We start from the raw sequence: 24517 nt of genomic DNA, 5'->3' as shown, positions 1-24517 counted from the left end.
GTCGCCGGTCGGCTCAAGCACCTGCCCGCGTCACCCTACGACACAACATCTGGTGTGGTCGTGAACTGACCGGAGACCCGCACACCCACACAAACCGCGAAGAAGCCAATTTGTCGAGATCACGAATTTCCGAAAGCTGAAATCAACCCATATCGACTTCGACAAAAAGACGACGATCCTTGTTGGTGCAAACAATAGCGGCAAGACCTCTGCCATGGTGGCATTGCGGATCTTTCTCCTATCACCGAACCGCCTGGCTCTACGCGACGTTACGATCGCCAATTGGACAAAGATTGATCAGTTGGGAGAGGAGTGGGAAGCGGATACGGACCCATCCGTCGCTTTGGACCAAATCCTTCCGTCGCTCGACGTCTGGCTCGATGTTCCGCTTAGCGAAGTTCAGCACGTAGTCCACATCCTGCCAACGTTGGATTGGTCCGGCGGTATGCTCGGGGTGCGGCTCACCTATCACGTCAAAGATTTCGACAAGCTCAAGACCGAGTACCTCGCGCAGCGTAGCGCGGCTCGCGATGCGTCGATCACCGGCCCGAACGGTGAAGCGGTCAAGATCTCGGTGTGGCCGCGTAGCCTCACCGATTTCTTGGAACGTCGGTTGCGCGCACATCTTGACCTGTCAGCTTATCCGCTCGACCCGGCCGTCGTCACGCCGCCGAGCAAGGATGGTCTTGCAACACCGCAAACGCTACCGGCAAGCGCGCTGGCATTCGATCACCCGCCCTTCAAGAACTTGATCAAGATCGATGAAATCGCCGCGCAGCGCGATTTCTCCGATGCTGGAAGCAGCGATGGGAGTGAAGATAAGGGAGACGCGAGCACTCGCCGCTTCAAGCGTCGACTATCAGATCAGCTGCGTTCCTATTACGATCGCCATCTCGATCCCTCAAAAACGCCTTCAGACAAGGACTATGAAGCGCTTGGAGCGATACAAGCGGCTGAGCGCAGTTTTGACAAGCGCCTTGAAGCAGGGTTCGCCGCTGCCTTCGAAGAGCTCGAAGAGCTGGGATATCCAGGTATGAACAATCCCAAGCTTAAAATCTCAACGCTTCTCCGCGCAACAGATGGGCTGAAGCATGGCTCCTCGGTGCAATACCAGGTCGCCGATCCATCGGGCGATGGCACCAGGACGCTCAAGCTCCCCGAAGATTATTCCGGCCTCGGCTATCAGAATCTGATCGCGATGGTATTCATGCTGATGGGCTTTCGCGACGAATGGATGCGAGTCGAAAAAGCAGGCTTGCTCGAAGGCACTGACGTTTCTAGCGAGATTCAGCCTCTGCATCTCGTCCTTGTCGAGGAACCCGAGGCCCACCTCCATGCACAGGTCCAGCAGGTCTTCATCAACAAGGCCTACGACCTCCTCAGGAAACACTGCGACCTCGGGGATGGAGATTCCTTTTGCACCCAACTGATCGTAAGCACGCATTCAAGCCACGTCGCGCATGAGGTGGATTTTGCGAACCTGCGGTATTTTCGCAGACGGCCTGCGGCGAGCACGGGGGAGACCCAGACAACAACCGTCGCCAACCTATCCCATATTTTCGGTGACGGCGACGACACGAAACGCTTCGTGAAACGGTACCTCAAGGCCACACACTGCGATCTCTTCTTCGCTGATGGAGTTATCTTCGTCGAAGGACAGTCTGAGCGCATCCTCGTACCGCACTTCATCCGTCATCACTTCCCTGAGCTGTCGCGCCGCTATGTGACACTGCTCGAGCTCGGCGGCAGCCATGTTCACAATTTTCGCGACTTAGTCGACGCGCTCGGAATCGCAACCCTAATCATCGGCGATCTAGACGCGACGGTGGCGACAAAAATAGTCGACAAAAACGAAAAGGAAACAACGCGCTGGAAATCGGCTCGGCCGGAGCAAGGCAAAGCGCAGAAAACGGCAAATTCTGTGCTCAAGGAATGGCATCCTAAGAAGAAGTTGATTGACGAGTTGATTGCGCTGCCCCCCGATGATCACGCATCAGTTGGCAGCGGTTATGAGCTCTATGTCGCCTATCAGAAGCCGGTAAAAGTCGAAGGCGCGGCCGATGGAGATGCCCTCGTCATTCCCCGGACCTTCGAGGACGCGCTGATCTTGGAAAACCTCACTGCTGTGGCAAAGGTTGAGGGTTCAGTTACGTCGCGAAAGATCAGCGCCATTGTGGCCAACACGCTATCGGGCGACGAACTTGAAGATGAGCTATTCGATTTGCTCAAGACCGCTGAAAAGGCGGCTTTCGCTCTGGATTGTCTGATGCTGGAAGATCCCAAGGCTTTGAAGCCTCCTAGCTATATCGCGGCGGGTCTCAAATGGTTCGAAAGTGCGGTCAGTAAGGATATTCTGGAGAGCGAAATCAAGACGGGGAATGCAAATGGTGGTAATTGAGACCAAACCGTCAAACTTCGACGATGGCGCCGACACGCAGATCCAAGAGTGCCTTAACCCCGTGGCACCAAGAAGTTTTTTCCTCTATGCCGGTGCTGGTTCGGGAAAAACGCGCTCGCTGAAGAATGCGCTGGACCGGTTTCGCCAAACTCACGGCGCGGCGTTCCGTCACTCAGGCAAAAAGATCGCGGTAATCACCTACACCAACGCCGCAGCCGACGAGATTGCTGCTCGAGTGGGACAGGATTCGTTGTTCCCTATCTCGACGATCCACAGTTTCTGTTGGAGGCATATCGGAACCTACCATGCCGACATCCAGGCATGGCTGCTTGAAACCCTTCCAGCCACCCTCACAGAACTGCGCGATAAGCAGGCGAAGGGACGCGCCGGAACCAAGGCAGCGTTAGATCGCGAACGCGCCATCGCTTCGACAACCCGGCGCATCGAATGGCTGAACTCACCTAGGCGTTTCACCTACAATCCAAACGGCGACAATTTCGGTCAGGAGTCATTGTCGCATTCCGAGGTATTGAAGATCACCGCGGCGTTCATCGAGACCAAACCATTGATGAGGGCGGTCCTAGTCAACAAATACTCATTTTTGCTTATTGACGAGAGCCAAGATACGAACAAGGGGCTGCTCGAAGCCTTCTTTGCACTCGCCGCTGCGAACGAGGGCAAGTGCGGAGTGGGCCTTTTCGGCGACACGATGCAGCGAATTTATCTTGATGGTCATCCCGAGTTGGAGCGCTTGGTACCCGAAGGTTGGGCTCGCCCCGTAAAACGGCTGAACCACCGCTCTCCCCAGCGTGTCATAGCGCTCGGCAATATCCTACGCGCGCCAATCGATCGGCAATGCCAAGTAGCCCGAGACGATAGTGAAATCGGGATTGTCCGGCTCTTCGTCGCGTCCAGCACGATCCCCGACAAGCCAGGCGTCGAACAACGGGTGCGCGATCGCATGGCCGACCTTTGTCGCGATCCCAAGTGGGGCGACGAGGCGGAGGTCAAGGCTCTCACGCTTGAACACCATATGGCAGCATCGCGGCGCGGCTTCCTGGAAATGTTCCAAGCACTCGATCGGGACCCGCGACTCTCGACGGGGCTACGGAACGGAGAGGTTGCGGGACTGAGGCTGTTTACCGAGCGTGTTGCTCCACTCATCGCCGCGGCGCGTGCGAAAGATGGTTTCGCAACCATGGCTCATTTGCGTGCAACCTCGCCGCTTCTCAAACGCTCGGCCGTTGCCCAGACCGTGAATCCGCACGATCCGCTGCTGCCTATACGGACGGGTGTTGATGCGCTGCTGACCCTCAATGCCGATAGCGCTGAGCCCTCTTTCCTCGACGTTCTCGAATGCGTCGCCGAGCACCGGTTATTCGAAATCCCTGCCTCACTGCGCCCCTTTGTCGCTGCTGATGTCGGCACCGCAGCAACTGATGTCGAGCCAATAACTGGCGAAGAGACGGAAGAGAACTCTGACGAAGAGACGGTAGCGTCGTCTCCCGCAAGTCTCGAGGCCTGGCGCGCATTCCTGGAGACGCCCTATCGCCAAACCATTCCCTTCGCTGAATATGTCAGCGACCGGGGACCGTTCGGAACCCATCAGGGCGTCAAGGGGCTCGAATTTGAGCGGGTGCTGGTAATCCTCGACGATAGCGATGCGCGCGGTTTCCTTTTTTCATACGACAAACTATTCGAGGTCAAGCCGCTGACCGATACGGATCGTAAGCATCTCGCCGATGAAACCGACGGCGGCATTACCCGGACGCGGCGCCTCCTGTACGTCACCTGCACGCGTGCCGAGAAAAGCTTAGCTCTGATTGCCTATACCGCCGATCCGGATGCTCTTGTCGCTGCAGCGCTCCGCAACCATTGGTTTGCAGCTGATGAGGTCGAGCTACTTTGACCACGCGGATTGTCGAAAGCGGCCAAAGTGCCTCACTCTGACGACCCCGTCGAATGCAGCCCGTGTCTGAAAGCCGCCCCGAACCAGACATTAGTGCAAGGCGCAGCGAACGGCCGATTCCCGCCGATCTACAATGGCTTGATCGGCCATCGCCTGGTTGCGCGTCAGCTCCATTAAAATCACATCCACTTATCCACAGCAACTTTCTCTCCCCCCTCTTGCTCCGAATCGAACTCCCGTGCAGGTTGCGCGCGTGGGGAGAGCAGTCCTCAACCAAAGGCAAAACAGGTCTATCGGAACGGCACTTTGGACAAGGTCGCAGCGCTTTTGCGCTCTGAACGACGTTGTCTCCGATCATACTTACTCTGCGCTTTCCCGGCGCGGGCAGCAGGCGGTTTGATTGCGGCTCGTCCTCTTTCCAACGAGGATCTATCGATCATGGCCCTGCCGCCACGCGTGTTTTTCACCCTTCATGAGGCCTCGGCGCGGTGGGGCTGCAATATCGCGGATATCGCAGGCTGGGCCGATACCGGCAGATTTCGAATCCTGACCGGGATCGCGGCTGTCCGCTGTGGCGAGGAGATCATTGCGGGCAAAGTCGTGCTGTCCCCAATGGAATTGCTCCCGCTGTTTCGCCGGTGTGGCACCGGCCCCTCTGAAGGTGTCATGCGGCGCATCCAGCCTCTGGCTCGCCAGGACTGGCTGCTGATCACGGATCCCGCGGGCGGCATCCCCGTCGCAATCGCTGACATGATGATCCTGGCTGAGGATGTTCACGCGTTCGAAGAGGAAAACGACATGGTTCGGCGCGTGACATCGGGACCGGGTGCCTCAACATCCTACGATTGGGAGGGGATGATGGTTGCCTTGATCCTGCGTATTCACGACCACGGCTTTCCCCCGACCCAAGCCGAGCTGGTCGCCGAAATGCAGGAATGGTTCGCGGACCAGACGGACGGCAAGAAGATGCCCGACAGCCGCAGCATTCGGCGGCGGATCACGCCGATATGGAAAGCCGTGCGACGGGAGGAGGCGTGATAGTCCGGGTCCGTGCCGGGCCGCGTCACGCCGACTTGGCGTCGCTGTGATCACCCGCGTCGTGGACCAGCCGGGGTTTCGGCCGGAACGCAATGGCCACGGCATCGACACCGGCGCGCAGGGGCGAGTCCATCAGATGCGCATAGCGCAGGGTCGTCTGCATCTGGCTGTGGCCCAGCAGCTTGCCAATCATTTCCAGCGAGGCACCGCCGCTGACCAGCAGCGAGGCGAAGGTGTGGCGCAGGTCGTGGATGTGGACGTCAGACAGGCTGCACGTCCTCTGGATCTGCGTCCAGAACCTGCGCACCTCCTGCACTGGCTGGCCGGGCACATCGCCAGGGAACAGCCACGGGGTGCCGCGCGGCACCAGAAGCTGGCGCTGGCGCACGATGGCTGCAGTCTCGTCCGAGATCGGCACGCGATGTGCGCGCCGCTGTTTCGTCATGGCCGGCGGCTTTGACCAGCTCATGTGTTCGAGGTTGAACTGCTCAAACTTTGCCTGTCGCACCTCGCCCAGCCGGGCACCGGTCAGCATGCACATACGGATGATATCAGCGGCGCGGCGATCATCCGCAGCGTCAAGGGCTGCGGCAAGGCTGGCGATTTCTTCTTGCGACAGAAACCGCTCGCGCGGGGTTTCGACGCGCCGGTGGAAGCGCTGGGCAGGATTGTCCTCACACCAGCCCCATTGGACGGCCAGCGTGAACATCTTGCGCAGGACTTCCCCGATGCGGTTGGCGCGCACCGGCGTAGGTTTCGCGGGCTGCAATTTGCGCGCCCGGTTGTTGGGCTTTTCCTTGTGGGGGCGGGCCCGACCCGCAGCGATCATGGTCAGCAGCTTGTCAACGTCGGTCGGCGTGATTTCCGTCACCAGCTTCCGGCCCCAGACGGGTGCCACCAGCTTTCCCAGCGCGGATCGCTGGTCTGCCGCGCTGCGGTCCGACAGCTTCGGCAGATGCTCGGCGCAGTAGCGTTCGATCAGGTCGGCCACACGGGGTGCCTCTCGTTTGGTCTCGCGCTGGGCGAGCGGATCGCCTCCGGCATCAATCTCGCGGCGCAGTTCCCTGGCCCGTTCCCGTGCCGCTGAAACTGACCAGTCCGGCCAGCGCCCGAAGGTCATCCGGCGCTGTCGCCCGGCGTTCCGGTAATCGAGCGTGAAGGCGCGGCCCCCGCCGCGATAAATGCAGGCGGCAAACCCGCGTACGTCGGTATCGAAGATCTGGTAGTCGCGCCCAGCGGCGGGTTCGGCCTCACGGAGCACTTTTTCGGTCAGTTTGATGCGTTCTGGCATGCGTTGGTTCCTTCTTGCATCCGAAATGAGGCGTGGTTTCGCCGCACTATCAAGTCAAGCACGCGGGCCTGGGTGGCAGGGAGGCGGAGGGTGGCGGAAAGGTCGCCATTCTTACGCCACCTCATGTTTTCATGGCGTTTCGGCGCTGGGCGGACGGGTTGACAGGCGCGCGCATCCCAAATGAAACAGGAATCGTGGCCGAGGAACCCTCTCTCTGGGAGAAAATCCCCAACAAGCCCGGCCCCGAATTTGCGAACATCCAGGGAAATCAATGGGTGGCGGGGGTGCCATGCCGGATGCCACCCCCGCTTTACCCACCAATGCCCCTCATTGCCTGCCAATCCGGCTGTTTGCAGGTGTTTGCAGGTTTGGTGTCCATTTCGGCCCCGGGCCGCGAAGTCTCGCGCCGCGCCACACCCCACTCATCAACGTCGAAAGCCCAATTAAACAAGGGGTGGCGTAATAACGGCTTCCTTTCCGCCACTCTCCGCCTCGCCGCCACCCCTGCGGCTCTGCGCTCACTGCTCTCTGCAAACGCCCCCTGACGCGAACCGTCACCGGGCTCAGAAACAGGGAGACCCCGATGCCGCATCTCGGATCGATGCCAGACCCAAAGGACAAACCGCGCACGTTGCTGGTCGGCTGGATCAGCCGCCTTGATCTTGCGCTGGAGCTCGGCCTGTCGGTCGACACGCTGCGCCGTTGGGAGGCCCAGCGCTTTGGACCGCCCTGCGTACGCGCCGGGCGGAAGGTCTATTACCGGCGCGCCGCCGTCGAAGAGTGGCTGGAAGAGCAGGAGCAGGCCGCCCCGCGCCGCCACCGTTCAGGAGGGCGTCGGTGATGGTCGTTCAAACCCGTAGATCTGATTGGCCTGCTGATCGGCTCGTCGAGGCCCGCGCCGTCATCGCCGATGTGGCTCATCATCCCGACCACCTGATCCGGCTCGCCTGCAAGGTCCTCGCCGCCCATGGCGACACCGCCGCCGAGCGTGAAGACGCGCAAAGGCTGCTTGTGGTGATCGATGCACGGCGGCCGGTGCGGCGCGCCCAGCGCGAAGATAACGGGAGGGCCGCAGGATGACGCGCCGCCGTACACCCGAAGCTGATCTGCAGCGCGCCGTCGTGCAGGCCCTGCGCCTCGCACTGCCCCGCACGGCAATCCTCCATCACTGCGCCAACGAGGTAACCGAGGCTGGCCCCCGCGGCGCAAAACGTCAGGCGATCCTCGTCGGCATGGGCGTCCATGCGGGCTTTGCCGATCTGATGGTCCTTTGCGATGGCCGCGTGCTGTTCCTCGAGTTGAAAGCCCCAAAAGGACGACTGCGTCCGACGCAGGAGGCCTTCCGCGATGCGGTGCTGGCACAGGGCTTCGGCTGGGCACTGGCGCGCAGCCTCGACGATGCGCTGGGCGCGCTGGCCGATCACGGTTTTACGACGCGCATTGCGCCGCCTGCACGGAGGTCCGCGCCATGAGCCATGACGCCACCAACTGGGCCATCAAGCAGCGCGGGTTGAAACCCACCACCAAAATCGTGCTCTGGCATCTCTGCGACCGATTCAATCCGGACTTTGGCTGCTTTCCGTCGCAAGCTCGGCTGGCCCATGATTGCGAGATCAGCCGCTCCACGCTGAACGATCACCTCCGCCAACTGGAGGCAGGCGGTCTGTTGCGCCGTGTGCCCCGGATCGACTCGGTGACCAAGCGCCAGCTGCCCACCCGCTACATTCTGGGGTTCGAGCGCGGCTTCACTCCGGCTGTTGTGGTTCCGAGTCCGGAAATCGGACACGGAAACGCAGGCGTCGAGAAAACCCCTGATGACACTGGCACATGCGTTCTTGATGCGCCTGGCGCGGCTGATCCATGTCCGGATTTCGGACACGGGATTGACCCCGAAGCCGTGTCAGGATTTCCCCCTGACCCGTGTCCGGAAAATGGTCAAAGCCGTGTCCGGAATCCGGACACTAACCTTGTAAGAGAACCACTAAGTAAATCAGTAAAGGAGGAGGAGCACGCGGCTGCGTGCGAGGCGAATTTTGATCAGTTCTTTGCAGAGCTGCTCTCGGCACTGGGCTTCGCCGCCGATGCCAGCCTGCCCGCCTGGTGGCAGGGCGCGCCAGCCAGAACCCATGTTCGCCGCTGGATCGATGACCTCGGGCTGTCCGAGAACAGGATCATCGAGACCGCAACCGGGACCCGGCGCGATCACCCCAATCCGCCAGATGGGCCCAAAGCGCTGGATCGGTTCATGGAACGCGCTGCCCGGCGCGACGCACAGGAGGCTGCCGCAAGCGGCAGCCTCCTGATAGCCAAGCGTAGCCGCAAGGCTCAAAGTGATCCACGACCCAGCCCCGATGAGCTGGCGACGTTTTATGCGGCCAAGGTGAACTCAGACGAATACTTGCCCCAGAGCATGATCAGCGCCGCCATGTGCGGATTGATGCTCGCGCGCGGGCTGGTGACACCCGAACGCCTCCGGATGCGAGGTGTGCGATGACCTTTCAAAGACCGATCCTCAGGCGCGGAGGACGCACAAAACGTGCGCTGGGCGTGCAGGAGGCACTGGAATGGGCATTCCGGATCGAGAAGGCCCAACTGGAACTGCCTGCTCCCAAGTACGTGCCGGAAGAAGGCTCTGGCTACGGCCTGGAATATGTCCTGCTGCAGCGCGCGGCGCTGGGCTGCAAGGTTGAAGGCGGCCAGTACAAGATGGGCAGTTACACCCACCCCGACGCCGAGGTTATCGCCGCCACCGTCGCCGGACTGCCAGACAGCCTCGGTGGCATCCGCATGGCGATCCGCGTGGCCGAACTGGCCCGCGCCGGTCTGACACCGGACTGGATGCCCGGCGTGGTGCCTCGTTGCGTGCCGGTCGAGACCAAGCGCAACCAGCATGGCGAGCGGGCGACCACGGTGGTGATCGGCACAGAACGGGTGCTGACCCGCGGCAAATGGCGAACGGTGGAGGTTTTGGCCTGTCCCGTCACCTGGCGGCCGCATCCGGAACAGATCGCATCCGCTCGTCGCGGTTATGACGATTGGTGGATGGCACTGGATTGGGTGCGGGATGGCCTGGTGGCAGGAGGGATGTTGCGAGAAGTAGGGGTAACGGAGGCTATGCCGAGCCACCGCCCATGGGATCGTGATACCAGAAAAGCGGTCCGGAGTTAACGGAATGTTCTTGCTTGCAGGGATTCTCTGCGCCAAGGTGTCAAAAAAATTCCCAGGGGCTTGAGCAGATATGACTGAATTCGACGAATTGCTGATGAAGGCCGGTTACACGGTATCGGAAGCCGCAACGGCGCTGGGCTATTCCGAAGGTCATATCTACCGCTTCAAGAGAGGGGAAGATGCACCGCGTGAAAGCGTGCTGGAATTGTTGCGGATGAAGGTCGCAGCGCGTGCTGCGGAATCCACTACTCCGCCGTCTTTCACCTTCGTCGATCTCTTCGCCGGAATAGGCGGGTTACGCAAAGCGATGGAGGCCACTGGTGGCCGCTGCGTGTTCACCTCTGAGTGGGACCGCTTCGCCCAGCAGACCTATCTCGCCAATTTTCCTGACAACCGGCCGATCGCCGGAGATATCCGCGACGTGGGGGCGGGCGACATCCCGGACCACGATGTGCTGGTGGCAGGATTTCCCTGCCAGCCGTTCTCGATTGCGGGCGTCTCCAAAAAGAATGCGCTGGGCAGGCTGCACGGGTTTCTGGATGAAACGCAGGGAACCCTGTTTTTTGACGTTCTGCGTATCCTGACCGCCCATCGCCCTGCCGCATTTCTTCTGGAGAATGTGAAGAACCTGAAGAGCCACGATAAAGGCAAGACGTTCGATGTTATTCAGCGCAAGCTGACATCGGAGCTTGGCTATACGCTGCACACTATGATTATCGATGCCGCGCACTTCGTACCCCAGCACCGTGAGCGCATCGTTATGGTCGGCTTCCGCGAGCACACAGGGTTCTCATGGGACGATCTTCAGCTCCCCATCCGTGGCCACCGCCGCATGCAGGATATTCTTCACCCCGAGGATGGTTCTGAGGCACCGGAGGGACACTTCACGGTCGGAGCGGAGGCAAAGGTGAACGACAAGTATGCGCTTTCGGACAAGCTCTGGGACTATCTGCAAGGCTATGCCGCCAAGCACAAAGCAAAGGGCAACGGTTTTGGCTTCGGACTCGTTGAAGGCGACAGCATCGCGAGGACCCTGTCGGCCAGATACTACAAGGACGGATCTGAAATCCTCGTCAGCCGGGGCGCGAGAAAAACCCCGCGCCGCCTGACACCGCGCGAATGCGCACGCCTGATGGGATACAGCGAAGATTTTCGGATCCCCGTCTCCGACACCCAGGCCTATAAGCAGTTCGGCAACTCGGTCGCAGTTCCGGTCTTTGCCGAAGTTGCCCGGCTCATGCAGCCACATGTGGAGCAACTGGTCAGGCCTTCCGGCAAGGAGACGGTCCGGAAAGTTGGCTGACGTCCACGACAGGCAGACCCGCAGCCGCAATATGGCTGCGATCAGGGGTAAAGACACAAAGCCGGAACTGCTGATCCGGCACAGTCTGCATGCACGCGGGTTTCGGTATCGTCTGCATGATCGCAAGCTGCCCGGACGCCCTGATCTCGTGTTTCCGAAATACCGCGCCGTGCTGTTCGTGAACGGTTGTTTCTGGCATGGACATGACTGCGCAATGTTCCGGTGGCCGAACACCCGCCCTGAATTCTGGCGCGAAAAGATCACCGGCAATGTCAGCAGGGATATCCGGAATGAGGACGCTCTCACGGCGCTGGGCTGGCGTCTCGGGATAATCTGGGAGTGTGCCCTGAAGGGGCCAAAACGGCTTCCACCCGGCGATGTGATTGACAGCATCTGCTCATTTCTTGAGAGTTCGGAAATTCACTTTTCCGTGCAGGGGCAGCCGGTTGATCGATTCTCTGACCAGACTTCTCGATCTGATGCAGGCGCAGGGAGCGATCCGCTTCTACGCAAAACGCCTCTCCCCGAACGATAACTCAAAGAACCAAGTTTATCTCGGCGGTGGTTTCGGCGCGCTGAACGTTCTTCCGCACGCGCCCGTTACGACCGATGAGACCATGCGCGCCGGAAGTATTCGCCGCCGGGACAAAGCGGACCTGCAGTTCTTCTGGATAGATGAGGCCGGGCTGTCCCCGGCGCCCAACGCCCAGCTCATCCTGTATCCGAAATACCCTGAAGTCCGCATGTCGGGATTTCTGTTCAAGACGCAACGAGCACCGTCGGACCTGATGCGGTCCAGAGACGCAGGTCGCGTCCTGTTTCTGGGGGTGACCGCCGATGGCCGGATCTTCGGATATTCAAGTGGTGCAGAAAACCCGGTCTCTCGGGAACTTGAGGCAGCCGGGCCAATCGAACAGACCGGTGTCTTTTTGGACCTGACGCCGCTTCGCGCCGGCGCAGGCAATTCCAGAGACGCTCTGATAGCAGTTCTCCGGGCGATCCATCTGAAGGAGTGGATCCCGTCGCAGAAGCTTGGCCCGGATGGTCAGCCGCACCCCTACGCTGCCAGAAACGGCGGTGGATACACACTTGAGGCTGAGCTCGGGATTTCACCAAACGGGTATTCCGAACCCGACTATCTGGGATGGGAGGTCAAACAGTTCGGCGTCACGGATTTCACAAGCTACCGCGCAAAAAGCCCTGTGACGCTGATGACACCCGAACCCACCGGCGGCATTTACAGGGAAGAGGGCGTTGAAGCGTTTATGCGCAAGTTCGGCTATCCCGATAAGTCAGGCAAAGAGGGCCGGATTAACTTCGGAGGGGTCTATCGCACTGGCGGTGCACACCATGCCGACACTGGCCTTGCGATGCGAATTTCAGGGTATGACGCTGAAACGGGCAAGATCATCGATCTGGATGGTGGGATCGCAATGGTCGATATCAACGATCGGGTCGCCGCCTTCTGGGGACTGCGCGGCCTCATGGATCACTGGAACCGGAAACATGCAAAGGCGGTCTATGTCCCCTCCCTCGCACGGATTCCGCCGCCTGAATATCGATACGGCAGTCGGCCAAAACTCTGCGAGGGAACCGATTTTCTGCTTCTGATTCGGGCAATGGCGACCGGAGCTGTCTATCTCGATCCGGCGGTAAAGATGGAAAATGCGGACACTGCCAAACCGGCCATCAAAAGGCGCAACCAGTTCAGGGTGGCGCATGCTGCTCTAGGCGGTCTCTACCAGAGGTCTGAGCGGCACGAACTGGTATGAGCTCACTTCGCATCGCTAATAAAGTTCCAGCCATACTACCTACCGGGATGTGACAGCTAGTTCTTAAATCCAGTATTGCAGTATGGATGGCAGAGCTGACCATTTTCGGCGTCACCTCCGCCTCCATCTCCCTTACGGGTTATATGGTCGTAAGAGACGGAAATTGAGGGCTCCAGAAGTCCATCGCAGATTGGGCATTGTAGCGCGGATTTTAGCGCTTGCCGTATCATTATGGCCGACTTCCCCGCATCCGAAAAGCTCTTGCCTTCCACTTTTTCACGCAGATCGACAATGCTGCCCTTTAGTCGGGCTGCATTGGCAATGCCCTCAATGCTCAAGCCGTCTCCAGCGTGTAAAACCAGATAATCGAACATATCGGCCACACGTTCGACACGCGCCCTACTGGTGACTTGCTGTAGGATTTGCGAAATTAGCGCTTTATTAGTGTTTAAAAAAGCCTCGATCTTGGCGCGGTTGGTGGTGAATTTCTTGAAGAAACCACTATCGTTGTTCAGCAACTTGCCCTTTAATAGATATGCCATACCAAGGAATAAGTCTGGCATATATTTGCCACGGTCCGAATAGAAGTAAACCACTGGATGCAGCCCCAAACTGCTATGACCATTTCCTGACATTCGTTCGAGAGTCCCTAAAGCATTCTTTAGAGTCGCGACTGTCAGACTACCATCGCTGTCATGCTCGGCGTCTTCAAGCTTCTGCTTACGGTTCGTCTGCGTGCCGTCGGTGATGGAAAGCAGCCTTAGTAGCAGAGCTAACGCGTCCAGTGTCGAAGCGGAACCGCCAAGTGGCAACTGGAGCGTTTTGATCGGCGTGCTGATTTCCGGATGAAACAATAAAACATTAACATCGAAGGCCAGTTTTTCGATTTGTCTCCGTACGGTATCATCGAACTTCGACCAGTACTTATGGCCAGTCGCAGCACGCACCATCGATCGGGCAGCAATGGCTGGAGCGCGACTTCGGTTGCGGAGCAGGGCTTCCTCGGTCTTGTCTAGTGGGGTTCCCTGCGTATTTATCTTGAAAAAAGATGCTTCAGCGACATCAGCGTCTCCGGATACCCACTGCAACTCAAGCTGCCGCGATCCGAGATGTTTGAGTCGTTTGTTAGTTTTGGATTCATATTCCACTTCTGGATTGACAGCGCGCGCCGAAAGCTTGTCTTTCAGCGAGCGATAACTGCCAAGTTGACGCTCCACCGCCAATCGCATTGCCTTGCCAGCCCTTTTCTGCGCTTCCGGGATCTCTCCTCCGTAGAACGCGATCGAGATAAGACCGTCACCGTAATCGTCTTCAATCCAAGCTCGCAAGGTGCTCAGGCGGTGGGCTCCATCGATCGCGAAAATGAATCCGTCATCTGACTGCCAGAGAATAACAGACGGCACCAAGTCACCGTCGAGAAAACTTTGCAGGAAGATGAGTGCCTGATTGACGCTCCACTGATTAGTTTCTCTTTGAAAGTCGGGTTTGCGCAAAGAAAGGACAAAATTGGAGTCCGTACGCAGATTTTCAAAGGTAATGGAAGAAGCCGGTTTCGCACTGGCTATATTATCAGTCAAATTAGTTGCGCCCTTCTGCCAGAAATCAGCGCGGCGAATCATTGCATCGAGCACTAGTCGGGTGGCCATCAGACTTGCATCCCCTGGTGTTTATAATTCTGACAAGAAGTCTGCGAACATGAGCGTGAAATAGAGAGCCTACCACATGATTGTTTCAGTTAGTCACAGTTGAAACACAAGATGCATTGTTTGGACACATGCAATTTGCTCCGCAGGCAGCAATCAGGTCTTTACAACGTAAAACCCTATTGACTGACCTAGAACACTTCGCTCACAGAAGAACTTCGTCCTTTGGTGCGGCTCGGTGGCTTCCATACCCCCTCCCAATGGTTCCTCCCCGTCCCCGAATGTAAACGGGGGGGCGCAGCGCGGCATTTCGCTAGCGACTGGCTTCTTCACCGGGGAATCCAGGCGGAATCCACCTCGGCAATATCGCGAAATAAAATCATTATATTACAGCGCCTTACGTTGAGACGTTCGGTTCTCAGGGTGGATTTTAGTATTTTTGTCAAGAATCCAGTTTGCGGAAGCCACCGCGCCGGAAGCCAGCCAGTGGAAGCCACCCACTGAGAAGCCTTTGAATCCACTTCCGTTTTTCGTTTGACAAAGCTGCCCCCTTGACCTACCTATTGATCATCGAAGGATAGCGCCCGGAGGAAACCCCTCTCGGGCGCTTTCGTTTTTCTCCACATCGCGGATCCTTATCCTGCCGCGCGACCGGTCCGGTCGCGCGGTCACGTCTGTCCGCCTTTTGCCACAGTAAAGAACATCCCATGGACCTTGTCTTCGCACCAAGCGAGATTGAGACGTGGCCGATTGATCGGCTGCGCCCCTATGCCCGCAATGCCAAAATGCACGGCGACGACCAGGTGGCGAAGATTGCTGCCAGCATGGCGAAGTTCGGCTGGACCGTGCCCTGCATGGTGGCCGACGATGGCGAGCTGATTGCCGGGCATGGCCGGGTGCTGGCGGCCACGATGCTCGGCCTGACCGACGTACCGGTAATCCGGCTCGGCCACTTGGATGAAGCCGAGCGCCGGGCCTACCGCATCGCCGACAATAAGCTGACCGAGCTGGGCGACTGGGACGAGGCAATGCTGCGTAATGAGATCGCGGGACTGCTGGCCGAGGATTTCGATCTGTCGCTGCTGGGCATCACCGACGAGGACCTGGATGCGCTGCTGCGTGATCCCGATGCGCTGGGCAGCGATGGGCCGGTCGAGGGCGAGGATGACATTCCGGAACCGCCTGTCACGCCGGTGTCGGTTCCGGGCGATCTCTGGCAGCTGGGATCGCACCGGCTGATCTGCGGTGACAGCACGTCCGCCGATGTGGTCGGGCGGCTGCTGGGCGACGTGAAGCCACTGCTGATGGTGACCGATCCGCCCTATGGCGTGGAATATGACCCGTCCTGGCGCAATCAGGCGGGCGCGGCCAAGACCAAACGCACTGGCAAGGTGCTGAACGATGACCGGGCCGATTGGCGCGAGGCTTGGGCGCTGTTCCCCGGCGACGTCGCGTATGTCTGGCACGGTGCGCTGCACGCTGCGACCGTGGCCGAGAGCCTCGTCGCGGCTGGTTTCGCCGTGCGGTCGCAAATCATCTGGGCTAAGGATCGGTTGGTGCTCAGCCGAGGAGATTACCACTGGCAGCATGAGCCATGCTGGTATGCCGTCAAGAAGACCGGCAAGGGCCATTGGGCCGGAGACCGCAAGCAGACGACGCTCTGGCACATCTCGGGCAAGGACCAGGACGCCGCCACCGTCCATGGCACCCAGAAGCCGGTCGAATGCATGCGCCGCCCGATCCTCAACAATTCCAACCCCGGCCAAGCGGTCTTTGAGCCCTTCATGGGATCCGGCACGACCCTGATCGCCGCGGAAACCACCGATCGCGTCTGCTTCGGAATCGAATTGAACCCGGCCTACGTCGATGTGGCCATCGAGCGATGGCAGCAGTTCACCGGTGCCAATGCCGTGCTGGCCGAGACAGGCCAGACCTTTGCCGATCTAAAGGCAAAGAGGCTCGCGGCATGAACGCGCCCCTTCGGCCTGGCCAGATCGAACACTGGTCCCCTACTGGATCAAAGTGCGGGCTTAGCGAGCTTGCACGCATCGCTGTTATTCAGGAATGCCACGGCACGCTTCATCTCCCGGCTTTGCAAGCCATCGTGATCCAGCACATCCTGCTTGCAATCAGAGAACCGAGGCTCCTGCTTGCAAACACTGAGCCCTTCATGGAATCCGGCACAACGCTGATCGCGGCGGAGACAACCGGGCGCGTCTGCTACGGGATCGAACTGAACCCGGCCTACGTTGATGTTGCCGTGCAGCGCTGGCAGCAGTTTACCGGAGAAATGGCTGTTCTCGAGAAAACCGGCGGGACATAGGCCGGACTTCGGCAAGAGCGTACAGGCAAAAGCGACCCGTTTCCGGATCCAAGGTTAGTCACACGAGGGTAAAATTATGGCCATCTTTCTGTGCGAGATCGACGCTCGATATGTCACAATTTCGGATCAACCGCAGCAGGCGACTGAACTCTCCTATGACGTCCCAGCGTGCCTGGCGGCGCATGGCGAAAGAGCACAGGAAGGCGCGAAACCGGAACCGACCGTGGCCGAAGCACTGGCTCAAAGGAGCAGGGCGGCGCTACCCGCTGAGAATCCTCGTGATCCCGGCTGCAGCGCTGATGCTCTGGATGGCGGCTCTTGCATCGGAACGGTATCCGGATCTGTTTCCAGGATTCCTGCAGGAAGTCCGGACCGACGACCCTACCTCCTTGCCGCGCGTGCTTCGGGGCGGCGGCGCACTTAACAGCCGGACGACAAGTGCACCACAATCCGCCATCGGCCACGCCATGTCCGGCAAAGTCAGTCATGTGCGGGACGGCGATACAATCGAGGTCGCCGGCACACCCATCCGCATCGCGGCGCTCGATTGCGCCGAGAAGGGAACCGCGCAGGGCAATGCGGCGACGCGTAGGATGAGACAGCTGGTCTTCGGAGAACGATTGACCTGCACCCTAAGCGGGCGACGCAGCTATGATCGCGAGGTTGGATCCTGCCGACTGCAAGATGGCCGTGACATTGCCGCCATCATGATTACTGAAGGCGCCTGCAGGCGCTGGCGCTGAGTCAGACAGCGACCGCGTCCTGTACTGTACTGTATCGAGCTGGTCCCGGCCTGTGCAGATATCTGCTTACAGTATTGGCCGCGACGTTCCAGCGAGGATCCGGTTCTACTCCGGTTAAATTCTGGCTCCGACCTTCTTCCCAACCTCGTTCAGGGTCGCCATCAGCCGGTTGCTTTCGGAAAGCGTTCCGGAGAGTTCCGGCCCGTAGCGCGAAATAAGATACTCGCGGTCATCCGTCATCTTCACGAGATGAGCCAGCGTCAGTTTTCGCAGGATGAGCCCCTTGTTGACTGCCAATCGGGCCCTTCTGCCAAGGTCGTGAAAATGGGCCCTCACGCGTTCGGGCGGATCTCCTGCTGCAAGGAGAAAGGCATTCAGATAGAGTTCGATCGCATGGATGGCGCATAGCCTTGTTGGAGCTCTCGAAACCGGCTCGCGCTTGCGACAGCTTGCAACAAGAGCTTCAGCCGCCGAATGATATTCAACGGCGAGGGAATAGATTTCTAAGGGAGTGGCACTTGCTCCCGGGTAGAGGTTGGGTACTTCGTCCTTCATCAAGACGTCTTTGGCACTCGAAGTAGGCAATATTTAGGCGATGGCTGGCGGGAAAAAACGCCACCCACCACAGGTACGCAGATTTGTTGTTGTATTGCGACGTCAGGCAACAGGGAGTTTGTAAACCCGCCCCCTGCAATCAACCTTTTCGGAGGTGACGGCCAGCCCGAGGTTTTTCTTCAGCTGACCCGATATCGCGCCGCGTACGGTATGCGCCTGCCAGCCAGTCGCCGCGGTGATCTCTGTAATGCTGGCGCCATCCGGTGCCTGAAGCAGCGTGATCAGTTCGGCCTGTTTGGTGCCCTTGCGCAGCGTCACGGGATTAGTTTCTGCTTTCGGTTTCGGTTTGCGCAGACCGGCCATGGCCTGTGCCACGACGGGTTCGATGCCGATGGTGTCCAGCCCGGCCTCTGTGGCGATCAGCGTCGTGCCGTGGCCATCGCCGGTTTCGCGCCAGAGCGGCTCCTTTCGGCGGATATCAGCATCGACCTCTTCGATTAGGCCACGCTCGACCATCATGGTGACGACCTTCTTTGCAGCGGCGCCATGCAGACCTTCGGGCAGTGGCATCGCCAGAGTGCCGGGGCGCGTGGACGCGGCGGTGAGGATCAGGGTCTGGGTATCGGTCAGATGGGTCATGATTGTCTCCGGGGTGAGTTGCATTGTTCTGGTGCAAGCAGACTCGCTCTGCGGTCGACTTCAATCAACGGAAACCAGAGCAATATCATCGCTTTATAATCGAATCAGGTGTCAGCATTGGACGGCATGAGCGAACGCGACTACGCCGCCCATTCCGGTCTGTCGCGCGGGGCGATCCAGAAGGCGCGCAAGGCCGGTCGGCTGGTGGTGTATGGCGACGGGTCGATCAACGCCGCCGCATCCGATGTACGCCGCGCTGAAATGACCGATCCCGATCAGCAGCGGCGCAGCACTGGCGGCGACAGTGGCTTCTCTGGGCCAGCTGACAGTTCGTCCTACCTCAAGGCCCGCACCGCGCTGACCGTTTATCAGGCGCAGGAACGCCAACTGGCGATCCAGAAAAAGAAGGGCACGCTGGTGGATCGCGCCCGGGCGGAAACGCTCGTGTTTCGCCTGGCACGCCAGGAACGCGACGCCTGGGTGACCTGGCCCGGCAGAGTGGCCGCGTTGATGGCCGCCGATGTCGCAGCGGAGGTGGAAAAGCAAACCGGCAATCCGGTGCAACCGGGGCGCCCGGTGATGATCGAGGCCGCGGTCCTGCAGAGGGTGCTGGAAACCCATGTCAGAGCGCAACTCGACGCCCTCGCCGATCTCCGGGTCAGCCTCGGACAGTGACAACACGGCAAGCGACGACCTGACGGCAGACCTCGATCTCGCCTTTGATGGCGCCGAGGACATCCTGCGGTCCTGGCGGCGCGGCATGCGGCCCGATCCGGACCTGACGGTATCGGAATGGGCAGACCAACACCGCAAGCTGTCGTCGCGGGCCTCGGCCGAACCGGGGCAATACCGCACCGCGCGTACGCCATATCTGCGCGAGATCATGGATGCGCTGTCGCCGCGCCACACCGCGCAACGCGTCAGCTTCATGAAGGCGGCACAGGTCGGGGCGACGGAGGCGGGCAACAACTGGATCGGGTTTGTCATCCACCACGCGCCGGGACCAATGCTGGCCGTGCTGCCGACAGTAGAGATGGCCAAACGGACCTCGCGCGGGCGGTTGGACCCATTGATTGCGGAAAGTCCCGCTCTTCGCGAGCGTGTGAACCCGGCGCGGTCGCGCGATGCGGGCAATTCGATGCTGTCCAAGGAATTCCCCGGCGGCATTCTGGTGCTGACCGGTGCGAACTCGGCCACCGGCCTGCGGTCGATGCCCGCGCGCTACATCTTTCTCGATGAGGTCGATGCTTATCCGGCTTCCGCCGACGAGGAAGGCGATCCGGTCACACTGGCCGAAGCGCGGACCACCACCTTCTCGCACCGGCGCAAGGTGTTCATGGTCTCGACGCCCACCATCCGGGGCATCAGCCGCATCGAGCGCGAGTTCGAGGCCAGCGACCAGCGCCGCTATTTCGTGCCCTGCCCACATTGCGGCCACATGCAATGGCTGCAGTTTGAACGGCTGCGCTGGGACAAGGGCCGTCCTGACACCGCGGCCTATCATTGCGAGGGCTGCGAACGCGCCATCGCCGAGCATCACAAGACGCAGATGTTGGAAAAGGGCGAATGGCGGTCAACTGCCGTGTCCGCCGATCCGCACTCCATCGGCTTCCACCTCTCGGCACTCTATTCGCCGCTGGGCTGGAAAAGCTGGCAGCAGATCGCGCGGGACTGGCTGGCGGCGCAAGGCTCGGAGGAGATGCTGCGCGCGGCGCGCAACACCCTGCTGGGCGAGACATGGGTCGAGTCTGGCGATGCGCCGGAATGGCAGCGGCTGGCGGAGCGGCGCGAGGCTTACGCAAACGCGCAGATTCCCGTCGGTGGTCTGTTCCTGACGGCTGGCGTCGATGTGCAGAAGGACCGGATCGAGGTCGACGTCTGGGCCTGGGGGCGTGGCCTCGAAAGCTGGCTCATCGATCACATCTTCATTGCCGGTGGTCCGGATGATCCGACCTGCTGGGACAACCTGACAGCGCTGCTCGGTCGGACGTGGGTCTGCGCCAATGGGGCGGCGATGGTGATCGGCAAGCTGGCCATCGATACCGGTTACGAGTCCGCTGCCGTTTATGCCTGGGCACGCGCGCAGGGGTTCGATCAGGTCGCTCCCGTCAAAGGTCTGGAAGGGTTCAACCGGGCGACGCCGGTGTCTGGCCCGACCTTCGTCGACGCCACCATTGGCGGCAAACGCCTGCGCCGCGGTGCCCGGCTTTGGTCGGTCGCCACCGCCACCTTCAAGACCGAGACCTATCGCTTTCTGCGACTCGAACGCCCCTCGGATGAAGACCGGGCGTTGGGCGTCCTCAATGCCCCCGGTGCCGTGCACCTGCCCGACTGGATCGACACCGAATGGCTGAAGCAGCTGGTGGCGGAACAGCTGGTCACGGTGCGCAACAAGCGCGGCTATGCCCACCCCGAATGGCAGAAGATGCGCGAGCGCAACGAGGCGCTCGACTGCCGGGTCTATGCCCGGGCGGCGGCGTGGATCCTCGGGGCGGATCGCTGGGACGAGGCCACGTGGCGGCGGCTTGAAGAACAGGCCGGGGTGGAAACGCGCCCGGCCCTGCAACTGGCGGCACCGACCGAACAGACAGCACCGACTGCGCCCAAGGCCGGAACACCGACAACGCCACGACGCAAACGCCGGGCCTACACACCGAACTTCATGAGGGATTGAGATGGATCTGGAACGGATGCGCGCGCTGCTGGCCGCGTTGCAAGAAGCCCGCTACGCGGGCGTCCGCTCGGTCAGCTATGACGGCAAGACCATCACCTATGGCTCGGACGTCGAACTGGCGAATGCAATCAGCGATCTGGAAACCCGCATCGCCACAGCGACTTCCGGCACCCCGCGTCGTCGGCGCTGGGGCACCGTCGCCACGAAGGGCCTGTGATCCATGGCGTTTGAAGCCTTCCGCCAACGCATCGGCAGTATCATCGGCGGGTTTGACGCGGCGCAGGCCCACCGGCGTCTGCGGGGGTTCCGGGCGTCCCGCGCCCATGTGAACACGCTGATCGCGGCCTCGGGCGACACGATCACGGCCCGTGCGCGCTGGCTGGTGCGCAACAATGGCTATGCGGCCAATGCCGTGGAATCCTTTGCCAGCAACGTCGTGGGTGATGGCATCAAGCCGTCCAGTTCCATAGCCGATGCCGCAAAGAAGGAAGAAATGCAGGCGCTGTGGCTGGCCTGGACCGATGATGCGGACGCCGAAGGGCTGACCGATTTCTACGGGCTGCAGCGCCGCGCCGCGCGCGAGGTCTATCTCGCGGGCGAGGTGTTCATCCGCATCCGGTCGCGCCGGGCCGAGGATGGCCTGACCGTGCCCCTACAATTGCAGATGCTGCCTGCAGAAATGCTGCCGCTCGACATGAACCGCGAATTGCCCGGCGTCGGCCTGATCCGTCAGGGCATTGAGTTCGACGGCATCGGCCGCCGCGTCGCCTACCACTTCTTGCGCCGCCACCCCGGTGACATGACCGATCCGGGGCTTGCGGGCGAGACGACACGGGTGCCCGCCTCAGAGGTGATCCATGTCCTCGACCCGGTCGAGGCCGGCCAGCTGCGCGGCGTGTCGCGCTTTTCCGCTGCGATCGTCAAGCTGTTCACGCTGGACCTCTACGACGATGCCGAACTGGAGCGAAAGAAGATTGCGGCGATGTTCGCGATGTTCATCACCTCGCCGGCCCCAGAAACCCCGCTGGAACCGACCGAGGAGGATCTGGAGGTTGAACCCGGCCAGGTGGTGCGACTCGATCCCGGCGAGGATGTCTCGACCCCGGCGACGCCAGATTCGGGTGGCACCTACGAGCCGTTCCAGTACCGCACCTTGCTGCAAATCGCGGCAGCGCTGGGCATCCCCTATGGTTATCTGACCGGCGATACGGCCAAGGGCAATTTTTCCAACACCCGAATATCGTTGGTGGACTTTCGGCGCCGCATCTCGGCCTTCCAGCACAGTGTGATGGTCTATCAGATGGGCCGCGCGGTCTGGACCCGCTGGATGGATGTGGCCGTTCTGTCGGGAGCCATCGATCTGCCCGGTTATGGCGGCCAGCGCCGCCAGTACCAAGCCTGCGCCTGGCTGCCGACGAAATGGGACTGGATCGACCCGATGAAGGATGCCTCGGCCGAGATCCTGCAGATCGAAGCGGGCCTTAAATCCCGCACGCAGGCAATTTCCGAGCGCGGCTATGACGCCGAACAGGTCGACCGCGAGATTGCCGCCGAGCGTAAACGCGAATTGGCGCTGGGCCTCGACTTCCGCCGTCCGGGATCCCCGGCGCAGGGGCCGGGTAACGGGGCCACGAAGGATGGCGATCCGGCTTCGAATGATGCCGACGAGATAGACAATAGTGCCGAGGGCAAACCCGACCCGAAGGATGAACCGTGATGCACCACGCCCAGATCGCCCAGCGCGCCTTCAACACGCCGCTGATGGTGGATCCAGCCAAGGCACTGGCCTTCTTGTCAGGGCTGGGTCCGCGCATCACCGGGCAGGAAATCACCTTTGAGAGCGTGGAGGCGGATGCCGCTGACCAGGCGGCCGCCGCCTTGTCTGCCCGCATTTCCCTGTTCGGCACTGACCTTGCCCAGCGCCACCAACGGAATGGAAGCCAGCCCTACGCGGTGGTCGACGGCATCGCGGTGATCGAAATCGCCGGAACGCTGGTGCATCGCGGGGCATGGATCGGACAATCCTCTGGCCTGACCTCCTATGAGGGCATTGCTGCCCAGATCGACGCGGCATCGGCCGATCCTGAGGCGCATGGGATTGCGCTGGACATAGACAGCTTCGGTGGCGAGGTCGCCGGGGCCTTCGATCTGGCCGATCGCATCCGCGCCGCGCGGGCGCAAAAGCCGGTCCATGCTTTCGTGGCGGAACATGCGCTGTCCGCTGGTTACGTTCTGGCATCCCAGGCCGATCGGATCATCCTCCCGCGCACCGGGGCGGTCGGCAGCATCGGCGTCGTGGCGCTGCACACTGATATGAGCGGCGCGCTGGAACAGAAGGGCATCGCTGTCACGCTGATCCATGCCGGGGTCCACAAGATCGACGCCAACCCTTACGAGCCACTGCCCGAGGCGGTACACGACCAAATGCAGCGCGAGCTGGAGGTCGTGCGCTTCTTGTTCGCGGAGACCGTCGCTGCCGGTCGCGGGGATCGTCTGCCCCATGCCGCCGCGCTTGCGACGGAGGCGGCCGTGTTCCGCGGCGCTGATGCCGTTGCCGCCGGTCTTGCCGACGAATTGGCCGATCCCGTCAATGCCTTCCGCGCCTTCGCCGCCGCCCCAGGGGGCATCAATCCCACCAGCAGAAAGGGTCCACAGATGACCACCAATTCTACCGACACTCCGAATTCGGATCAGGTTGCCACTCCGCCCACGACGCGGCCCACAGCGACGACTGCCGAGACTGCACCCGAACCGCCCGTTGAAGGAGCCGCACCCACGCCCACGCCTGACGCAGCGACCTTGAGCGCCGACGCCACCCGCGCCGAGGCGGCCGAAGTGGCGCAGGTCTGCGCGCAGGCCGCCCGGCTGGGTGTGGACATCGACGCCGCCGACGCTGTTGCGCGCGGGCTGAAACCCGAAGCCCTGCGCGCCCGCGTGCTGGCCGATCTTGCCTCGCGCGGCGATGCGGCGGGCATCATTGCCACTGCCCCGGCTGCCGCTTCCGTTAAAGACAGCCCGATCATCGCCGCCGCAAAGAAGGCCGCCACAGCCTCGCGCTGAT

The 24517-nt window shown here is 60.8% G+C and carries 22 protein-coding genes and 1 pseudogene; 19 read left to right on the top strand and 4 right to left on the bottom strand.

The features are described 5' to 3' along the window. Nucleotides 1-118: 118 nt before the first annotated feature. The 3 genes from V8352_RS16925 to V8352_RS16915 all read left to right on the top strand — a co-directional run bounded on the left by V8352_RS16925 (nucleotide 119) and on the right by V8352_RS16915 (nucleotide 5345). Complete coding sequence (locus V8352_RS16925; RefSeq protein WP_336425482.1) at nucleotides 119-2398, top strand: AAA family ATPase; 2280 nt, start codon at nucleotides 119-121, stop codon at nucleotides 2396-2398. After that, complete coding sequence (locus V8352_RS16920) at nucleotides 2385-4307, top strand: UvrD-helicase domain-containing protein (protein WP_336425480.1); 1923 nt, start codon at nucleotides 2385-2387, stop codon at nucleotides 4305-4307. Before V8352_RS16925 ends, V8352_RS16920 begins: the two co-directional genes overlap by 14 nt. Before the next feature lie 438 nt (nucleotides 4308-4745). Continuing rightward, nucleotides 4746-5345 carry a hypothetical protein gene (locus V8352_RS16915; protein WP_336425479.1) on the top strand — a complete coding sequence of 200 codons (600 nt, stop codon included), beginning with the start codon at nucleotides 4746-4748 and terminating at the stop codon, nucleotides 5343-5345. A gap of 25 nt (nucleotides 5346-5370) precedes the next feature. Here the strand turns inward: V8352_RS16915 and V8352_RS16910 are convergent, their stop codons facing one another. Then, complete coding sequence (locus V8352_RS16910; protein ID WP_336425478.1) at nucleotides 5371-6636, bottom strand: tyrosine-type recombinase/integrase; 1266 nt, start codon at nucleotides 6634-6636, stop codon at nucleotides 5371-5373. 583 nt (nucleotides 6637-7219) lie between these two features. Between V8352_RS16910 and V8352_RS16905 the strand changes: the two genes are divergently transcribed. From V8352_RS16905 to V8352_RS16870, 8 genes are all read left to right on the top strand, one after another. Then, nucleotides 7220-7477, top strand: coding sequence for a helix-turn-helix transcriptional regulator (locus V8352_RS16905; RefSeq protein WP_336425477.1), 258 nt, complete (start codon nucleotides 7220-7222; stop codon nucleotides 7475-7477). After that, complete coding sequence (locus V8352_RS16900) at nucleotides 7477-7716, top strand: hypothetical protein (protein ID WP_336425476.1); 240 nt, start codon at nucleotides 7477-7479, stop codon at nucleotides 7714-7716. Before V8352_RS16905 ends, V8352_RS16900 begins: the two co-directional genes overlap by 1 nt. Then, a complete protein-coding gene (locus V8352_RS16895) occupies nucleotides 7713-8108 on the top strand; it encodes a VRR-NUC domain-containing protein (RefSeq protein WP_336425475.1) in 396 nt (131 codons plus the stop codon). The genes V8352_RS16900 and V8352_RS16895 overlap by 4 nt, the downstream gene beginning before the upstream one ends. Further along, nucleotides 8105-9130 (top strand): helix-turn-helix domain-containing protein, encoded by a 1026-nt coding sequence (locus V8352_RS16890; protein WP_336425474.1) that lies wholly within the window; start codon nucleotides 8105-8107, stop codon nucleotides 9128-9130. Before V8352_RS16895 ends, V8352_RS16890 begins: the two co-directional genes overlap by 4 nt. After that, on the top strand, nucleotides 9127-9804 hold the full coding sequence (locus V8352_RS16885) for a hypothetical protein (protein WP_336425473.1): 678 nt from the start codon (nucleotides 9127-9129) through the stop codon (nucleotides 9802-9804). Before V8352_RS16890 ends, V8352_RS16885 begins: the two co-directional genes overlap by 4 nt. Nucleotides 9805-9874: 70 nt before the next feature. After that, nucleotides 9875-11107, top strand: a complete 1233-nt coding sequence (gene dcm, locus V8352_RS16880; RefSeq protein WP_336425472.1) for a DNA (cytosine-5-)-methyltransferase — start codon at nucleotides 9875-9877, stop codon at nucleotides 11105-11107. Next, entirely contained in the window at nucleotides 11100-11642 is a 543-nt protein-coding gene (locus tag V8352_RS16875; RefSeq protein ID WP_336425471.1) for a very short patch repair endonuclease, read from the top strand. Before dcm ends, V8352_RS16875 begins: the two co-directional genes overlap by 8 nt. Continuing rightward, a complete protein-coding gene (locus V8352_RS16870) occupies nucleotides 11554-12879 on the top strand; it encodes an MvaI/BcnI family restriction endonuclease (RefSeq protein ID WP_336425470.1) in 1326 nt (441 codons plus the stop codon). The genes V8352_RS16875 and V8352_RS16870 overlap by 89 nt, the downstream gene beginning before the upstream one ends. A 56-nt stretch (nucleotides 12880-12935) precedes the next feature. Here V8352_RS16870 and V8352_RS16865 read toward each other — a convergent pair whose 3' ends face one another. Continuing rightward, nucleotides 12936-14525, bottom strand: a complete 1590-nt coding sequence (locus V8352_RS16865; protein ID WP_336425469.1) for a GmrSD restriction endonuclease domain-containing protein — start codon at nucleotides 14523-14525, stop codon at nucleotides 12936-12938. 704 nt (nucleotides 14526-15229) lie between these two features. Here V8352_RS16865 and V8352_RS16860 point away from each other — a divergent pair. The 3 genes and pseudogenes from V8352_RS16860 to V8352_RS16850 all read left to right on the top strand — a co-directional run bounded on the left by V8352_RS16860 (nucleotide 15230) and on the right by V8352_RS16850 (nucleotide 17588). Beyond that, nucleotides 15230-16492, top strand: coding sequence for a site-specific DNA-methyltransferase (locus tag V8352_RS16860; RefSeq protein ID WP_336425468.1), 1263 nt, complete (start codon nucleotides 15230-15232; stop codon nucleotides 16490-16492). 191 nt (nucleotides 16493-16683) lie between these two features. After that, a pseudogene (locus V8352_RS16855) lies at nucleotides 16684-16845 on the top strand (DNA methyltransferase); the annotation flags it as partial. A gap of 182 nt (nucleotides 16846-17027) precedes the next feature. Further along, nucleotides 17028-17588 carry a thermonuclease family protein gene (locus V8352_RS16850; RefSeq protein WP_336425467.1) on the top strand — a complete coding sequence of 187 codons (561 nt, stop codon included), beginning with the start codon at nucleotides 17028-17030 and terminating at the stop codon, nucleotides 17586-17588. A gap of 114 nt (nucleotides 17589-17702) precedes the next feature. Here V8352_RS16850 and V8352_RS16845 read toward each other — a convergent pair whose 3' ends face one another. Next, nucleotides 17703-18143, bottom strand: coding sequence for a hypothetical protein (locus V8352_RS16845; protein WP_336425466.1), 441 nt, complete (start codon nucleotides 18141-18143; stop codon nucleotides 17703-17705). A 102-nt stretch (nucleotides 18144-18245) separates the two neighbouring features. Beyond that, nucleotides 18246-18782 (bottom strand): DUF3489 domain-containing protein, encoded by a 537-nt coding sequence (locus V8352_RS16840; RefSeq protein WP_336425465.1) that lies wholly within the window; start codon nucleotides 18780-18782, stop codon nucleotides 18246-18248. A 117-nt stretch (nucleotides 18783-18899) separates the two neighbouring features. On the opposite strand from V8352_RS16840, the gene V8352_RS16835 reads away from it, so the two are divergent. The 5 genes from V8352_RS16835 to V8352_RS16815 are packed head-to-tail and all read left to right on the top strand — an operon-like array spanning nucleotide 18900 to nucleotide 24516. Beyond that, on the top strand, nucleotides 18900-19457 hold the full coding sequence (locus V8352_RS16835; protein ID WP_336425464.1) for a hypothetical protein: 558 nt from the start codon (nucleotides 18900-18902) through the stop codon (nucleotides 19455-19457). Beyond that, on the top strand, nucleotides 19402-21456 hold the full coding sequence (locus V8352_RS16830) for a phage terminase large subunit family protein (protein WP_336425463.1): 2055 nt from the start codon (nucleotides 19402-19404) through the stop codon (nucleotides 21454-21456). The genes V8352_RS16835 and V8352_RS16830 overlap by 56 nt, the downstream gene beginning before the upstream one ends. A 1-nt stretch (nucleotide 21457) precedes the next feature. After that, on the top strand, nucleotides 21458-21673 hold the full coding sequence (locus V8352_RS16825) for a phage head-tail joining protein (RefSeq protein ID WP_336425462.1): 216 nt from the start codon (nucleotides 21458-21460) through the stop codon (nucleotides 21671-21673). Between the two features lie 3 nt (nucleotides 21674-21676). After that, nucleotides 21677-23173 carry a phage portal protein gene (locus V8352_RS16820; RefSeq protein ID WP_336425461.1) on the top strand — a complete coding sequence of 499 codons (1497 nt, stop codon included), beginning with the start codon at nucleotides 21677-21679 and terminating at the stop codon, nucleotides 23171-23173. After that, nucleotides 23173-24516, top strand: a complete 1344-nt coding sequence (locus V8352_RS16815) for a S49 family peptidase (protein WP_336425460.1) — start codon at nucleotides 23173-23175, stop codon at nucleotides 24514-24516. The genes V8352_RS16820 and V8352_RS16815 overlap by 1 nt, the downstream gene beginning before the upstream one ends. Nucleotide 24517: the final 1 nt, after the last annotated feature.

Origin of the sequence: Roseovarius sp. D0-M9 (assembly GCF_037083805.1) — a bacterium.
Lineage (GTDB): Bacteria > Pseudomonadota > Alphaproteobacteria > Rhodobacterales > Rhodobacteraceae > Roseovarius.
Note: the sequence above shows the minus strand (reverse complement) of the source record. Positions and strands in the feature narration are given on the sequence as shown.

Excerpts from the sequence above, each read along its gene's own strand:
- V8352_RS16920 (WP_336425480.1), top strand. The coding sequence starts at position 2,385 with ATGGTGGTAATTGAGACCAAACCGTCAAACTTCGACGATGGCGCCGAC.
- V8352_RS16915 (WP_336425479.1), top strand. The coding sequence starts at position 4,746 with ATGGCCCTGCCGCCACGCGTGTTTTTCACCCTTCATGAGGCCTCGGCG.
- V8352_RS16910 (WP_336425478.1), bottom strand. The coding sequence starts at position 6,636 with ATGCCAGAACGCATCAAACTGACCGAAAAAGTGCTCCGTGAGGCCGAA.
- V8352_RS16905 (WP_336425477.1), top strand. The coding sequence starts at position 7,220 with ATGCCGCATCTCGGATCGATGCCAGACCCAAAGGACAAACCGCGCACG.
- V8352_RS16900 (WP_336425476.1), top strand. The coding sequence starts at position 7,477 with ATGGTCGTTCAAACCCGTAGATCTGATTGGCCTGCTGATCGGCTCGTC.
- V8352_RS16895 (WP_336425475.1), top strand. The coding sequence starts at position 7,713 with ATGACGCGCCGCCGTACACCCGAAGCTGATCTGCAGCGCGCCGTCGTG.
- V8352_RS16890 (WP_336425474.1), top strand. The coding sequence starts at position 8,105 with ATGAGCCATGACGCCACCAACTGGGCCATCAAGCAGCGCGGGTTGAAA.
- V8352_RS16885 (WP_336425473.1), top strand. The coding sequence starts at position 9,127 with ATGACCTTTCAAAGACCGATCCTCAGGCGCGGAGGACGCACAAAACGT.
- dcm (WP_336425472.1), top strand. The coding sequence starts at position 9,875 with ATGACTGAATTCGACGAATTGCTGATGAAGGCCGGTTACACGGTATCG.
- V8352_RS16865 (WP_336425469.1), bottom strand. The coding sequence starts at position 14,525 with ATGGCCACCCGACTAGTGCTCGATGCAATGATTCGCCGCGCTGATTTC.
- V8352_RS16860 (WP_336425468.1), top strand. The coding sequence starts at position 15,230 with ATGGACCTTGTCTTCGCACCAAGCGAGATTGAGACGTGGCCGATTGAT.
- V8352_RS16850 (WP_336425467.1), top strand. The coding sequence starts at position 17,028 with ATGGCGAAAGAGCACAGGAAGGCGCGAAACCGGAACCGACCGTGGCCG.
- V8352_RS16845 (WP_336425466.1), bottom strand. The coding sequence starts at position 18,143 with ATGAAGGACGAAGTACCCAACCTCTACCCGGGAGCAAGTGCCACTCCC.
- V8352_RS16840 (WP_336425465.1), bottom strand. The coding sequence starts at position 18,782 with ATGACCCATCTGACCGATACCCAGACCCTGATCCTCACCGCCGCGTCC.
- V8352_RS16830 (WP_336425463.1), top strand. The coding sequence starts at position 19,402 with ATGTCAGAGCGCAACTCGACGCCCTCGCCGATCTCCGGGTCAGCCTCG.
- V8352_RS16825 (WP_336425462.1), top strand. The coding sequence starts at position 21,458 with ATGGATCTGGAACGGATGCGCGCGCTGCTGGCCGCGTTGCAAGAAGCC.
- V8352_RS16820 (WP_336425461.1), top strand. The coding sequence starts at position 21,677 with ATGGCGTTTGAAGCCTTCCGCCAACGCATCGGCAGTATCATCGGCGGG.
- V8352_RS16815 (WP_336425460.1), top strand. The coding sequence starts at position 23,173 with ATGCACCACGCCCAGATCGCCCAGCGCGCCTTCAACACGCCGCTGATG.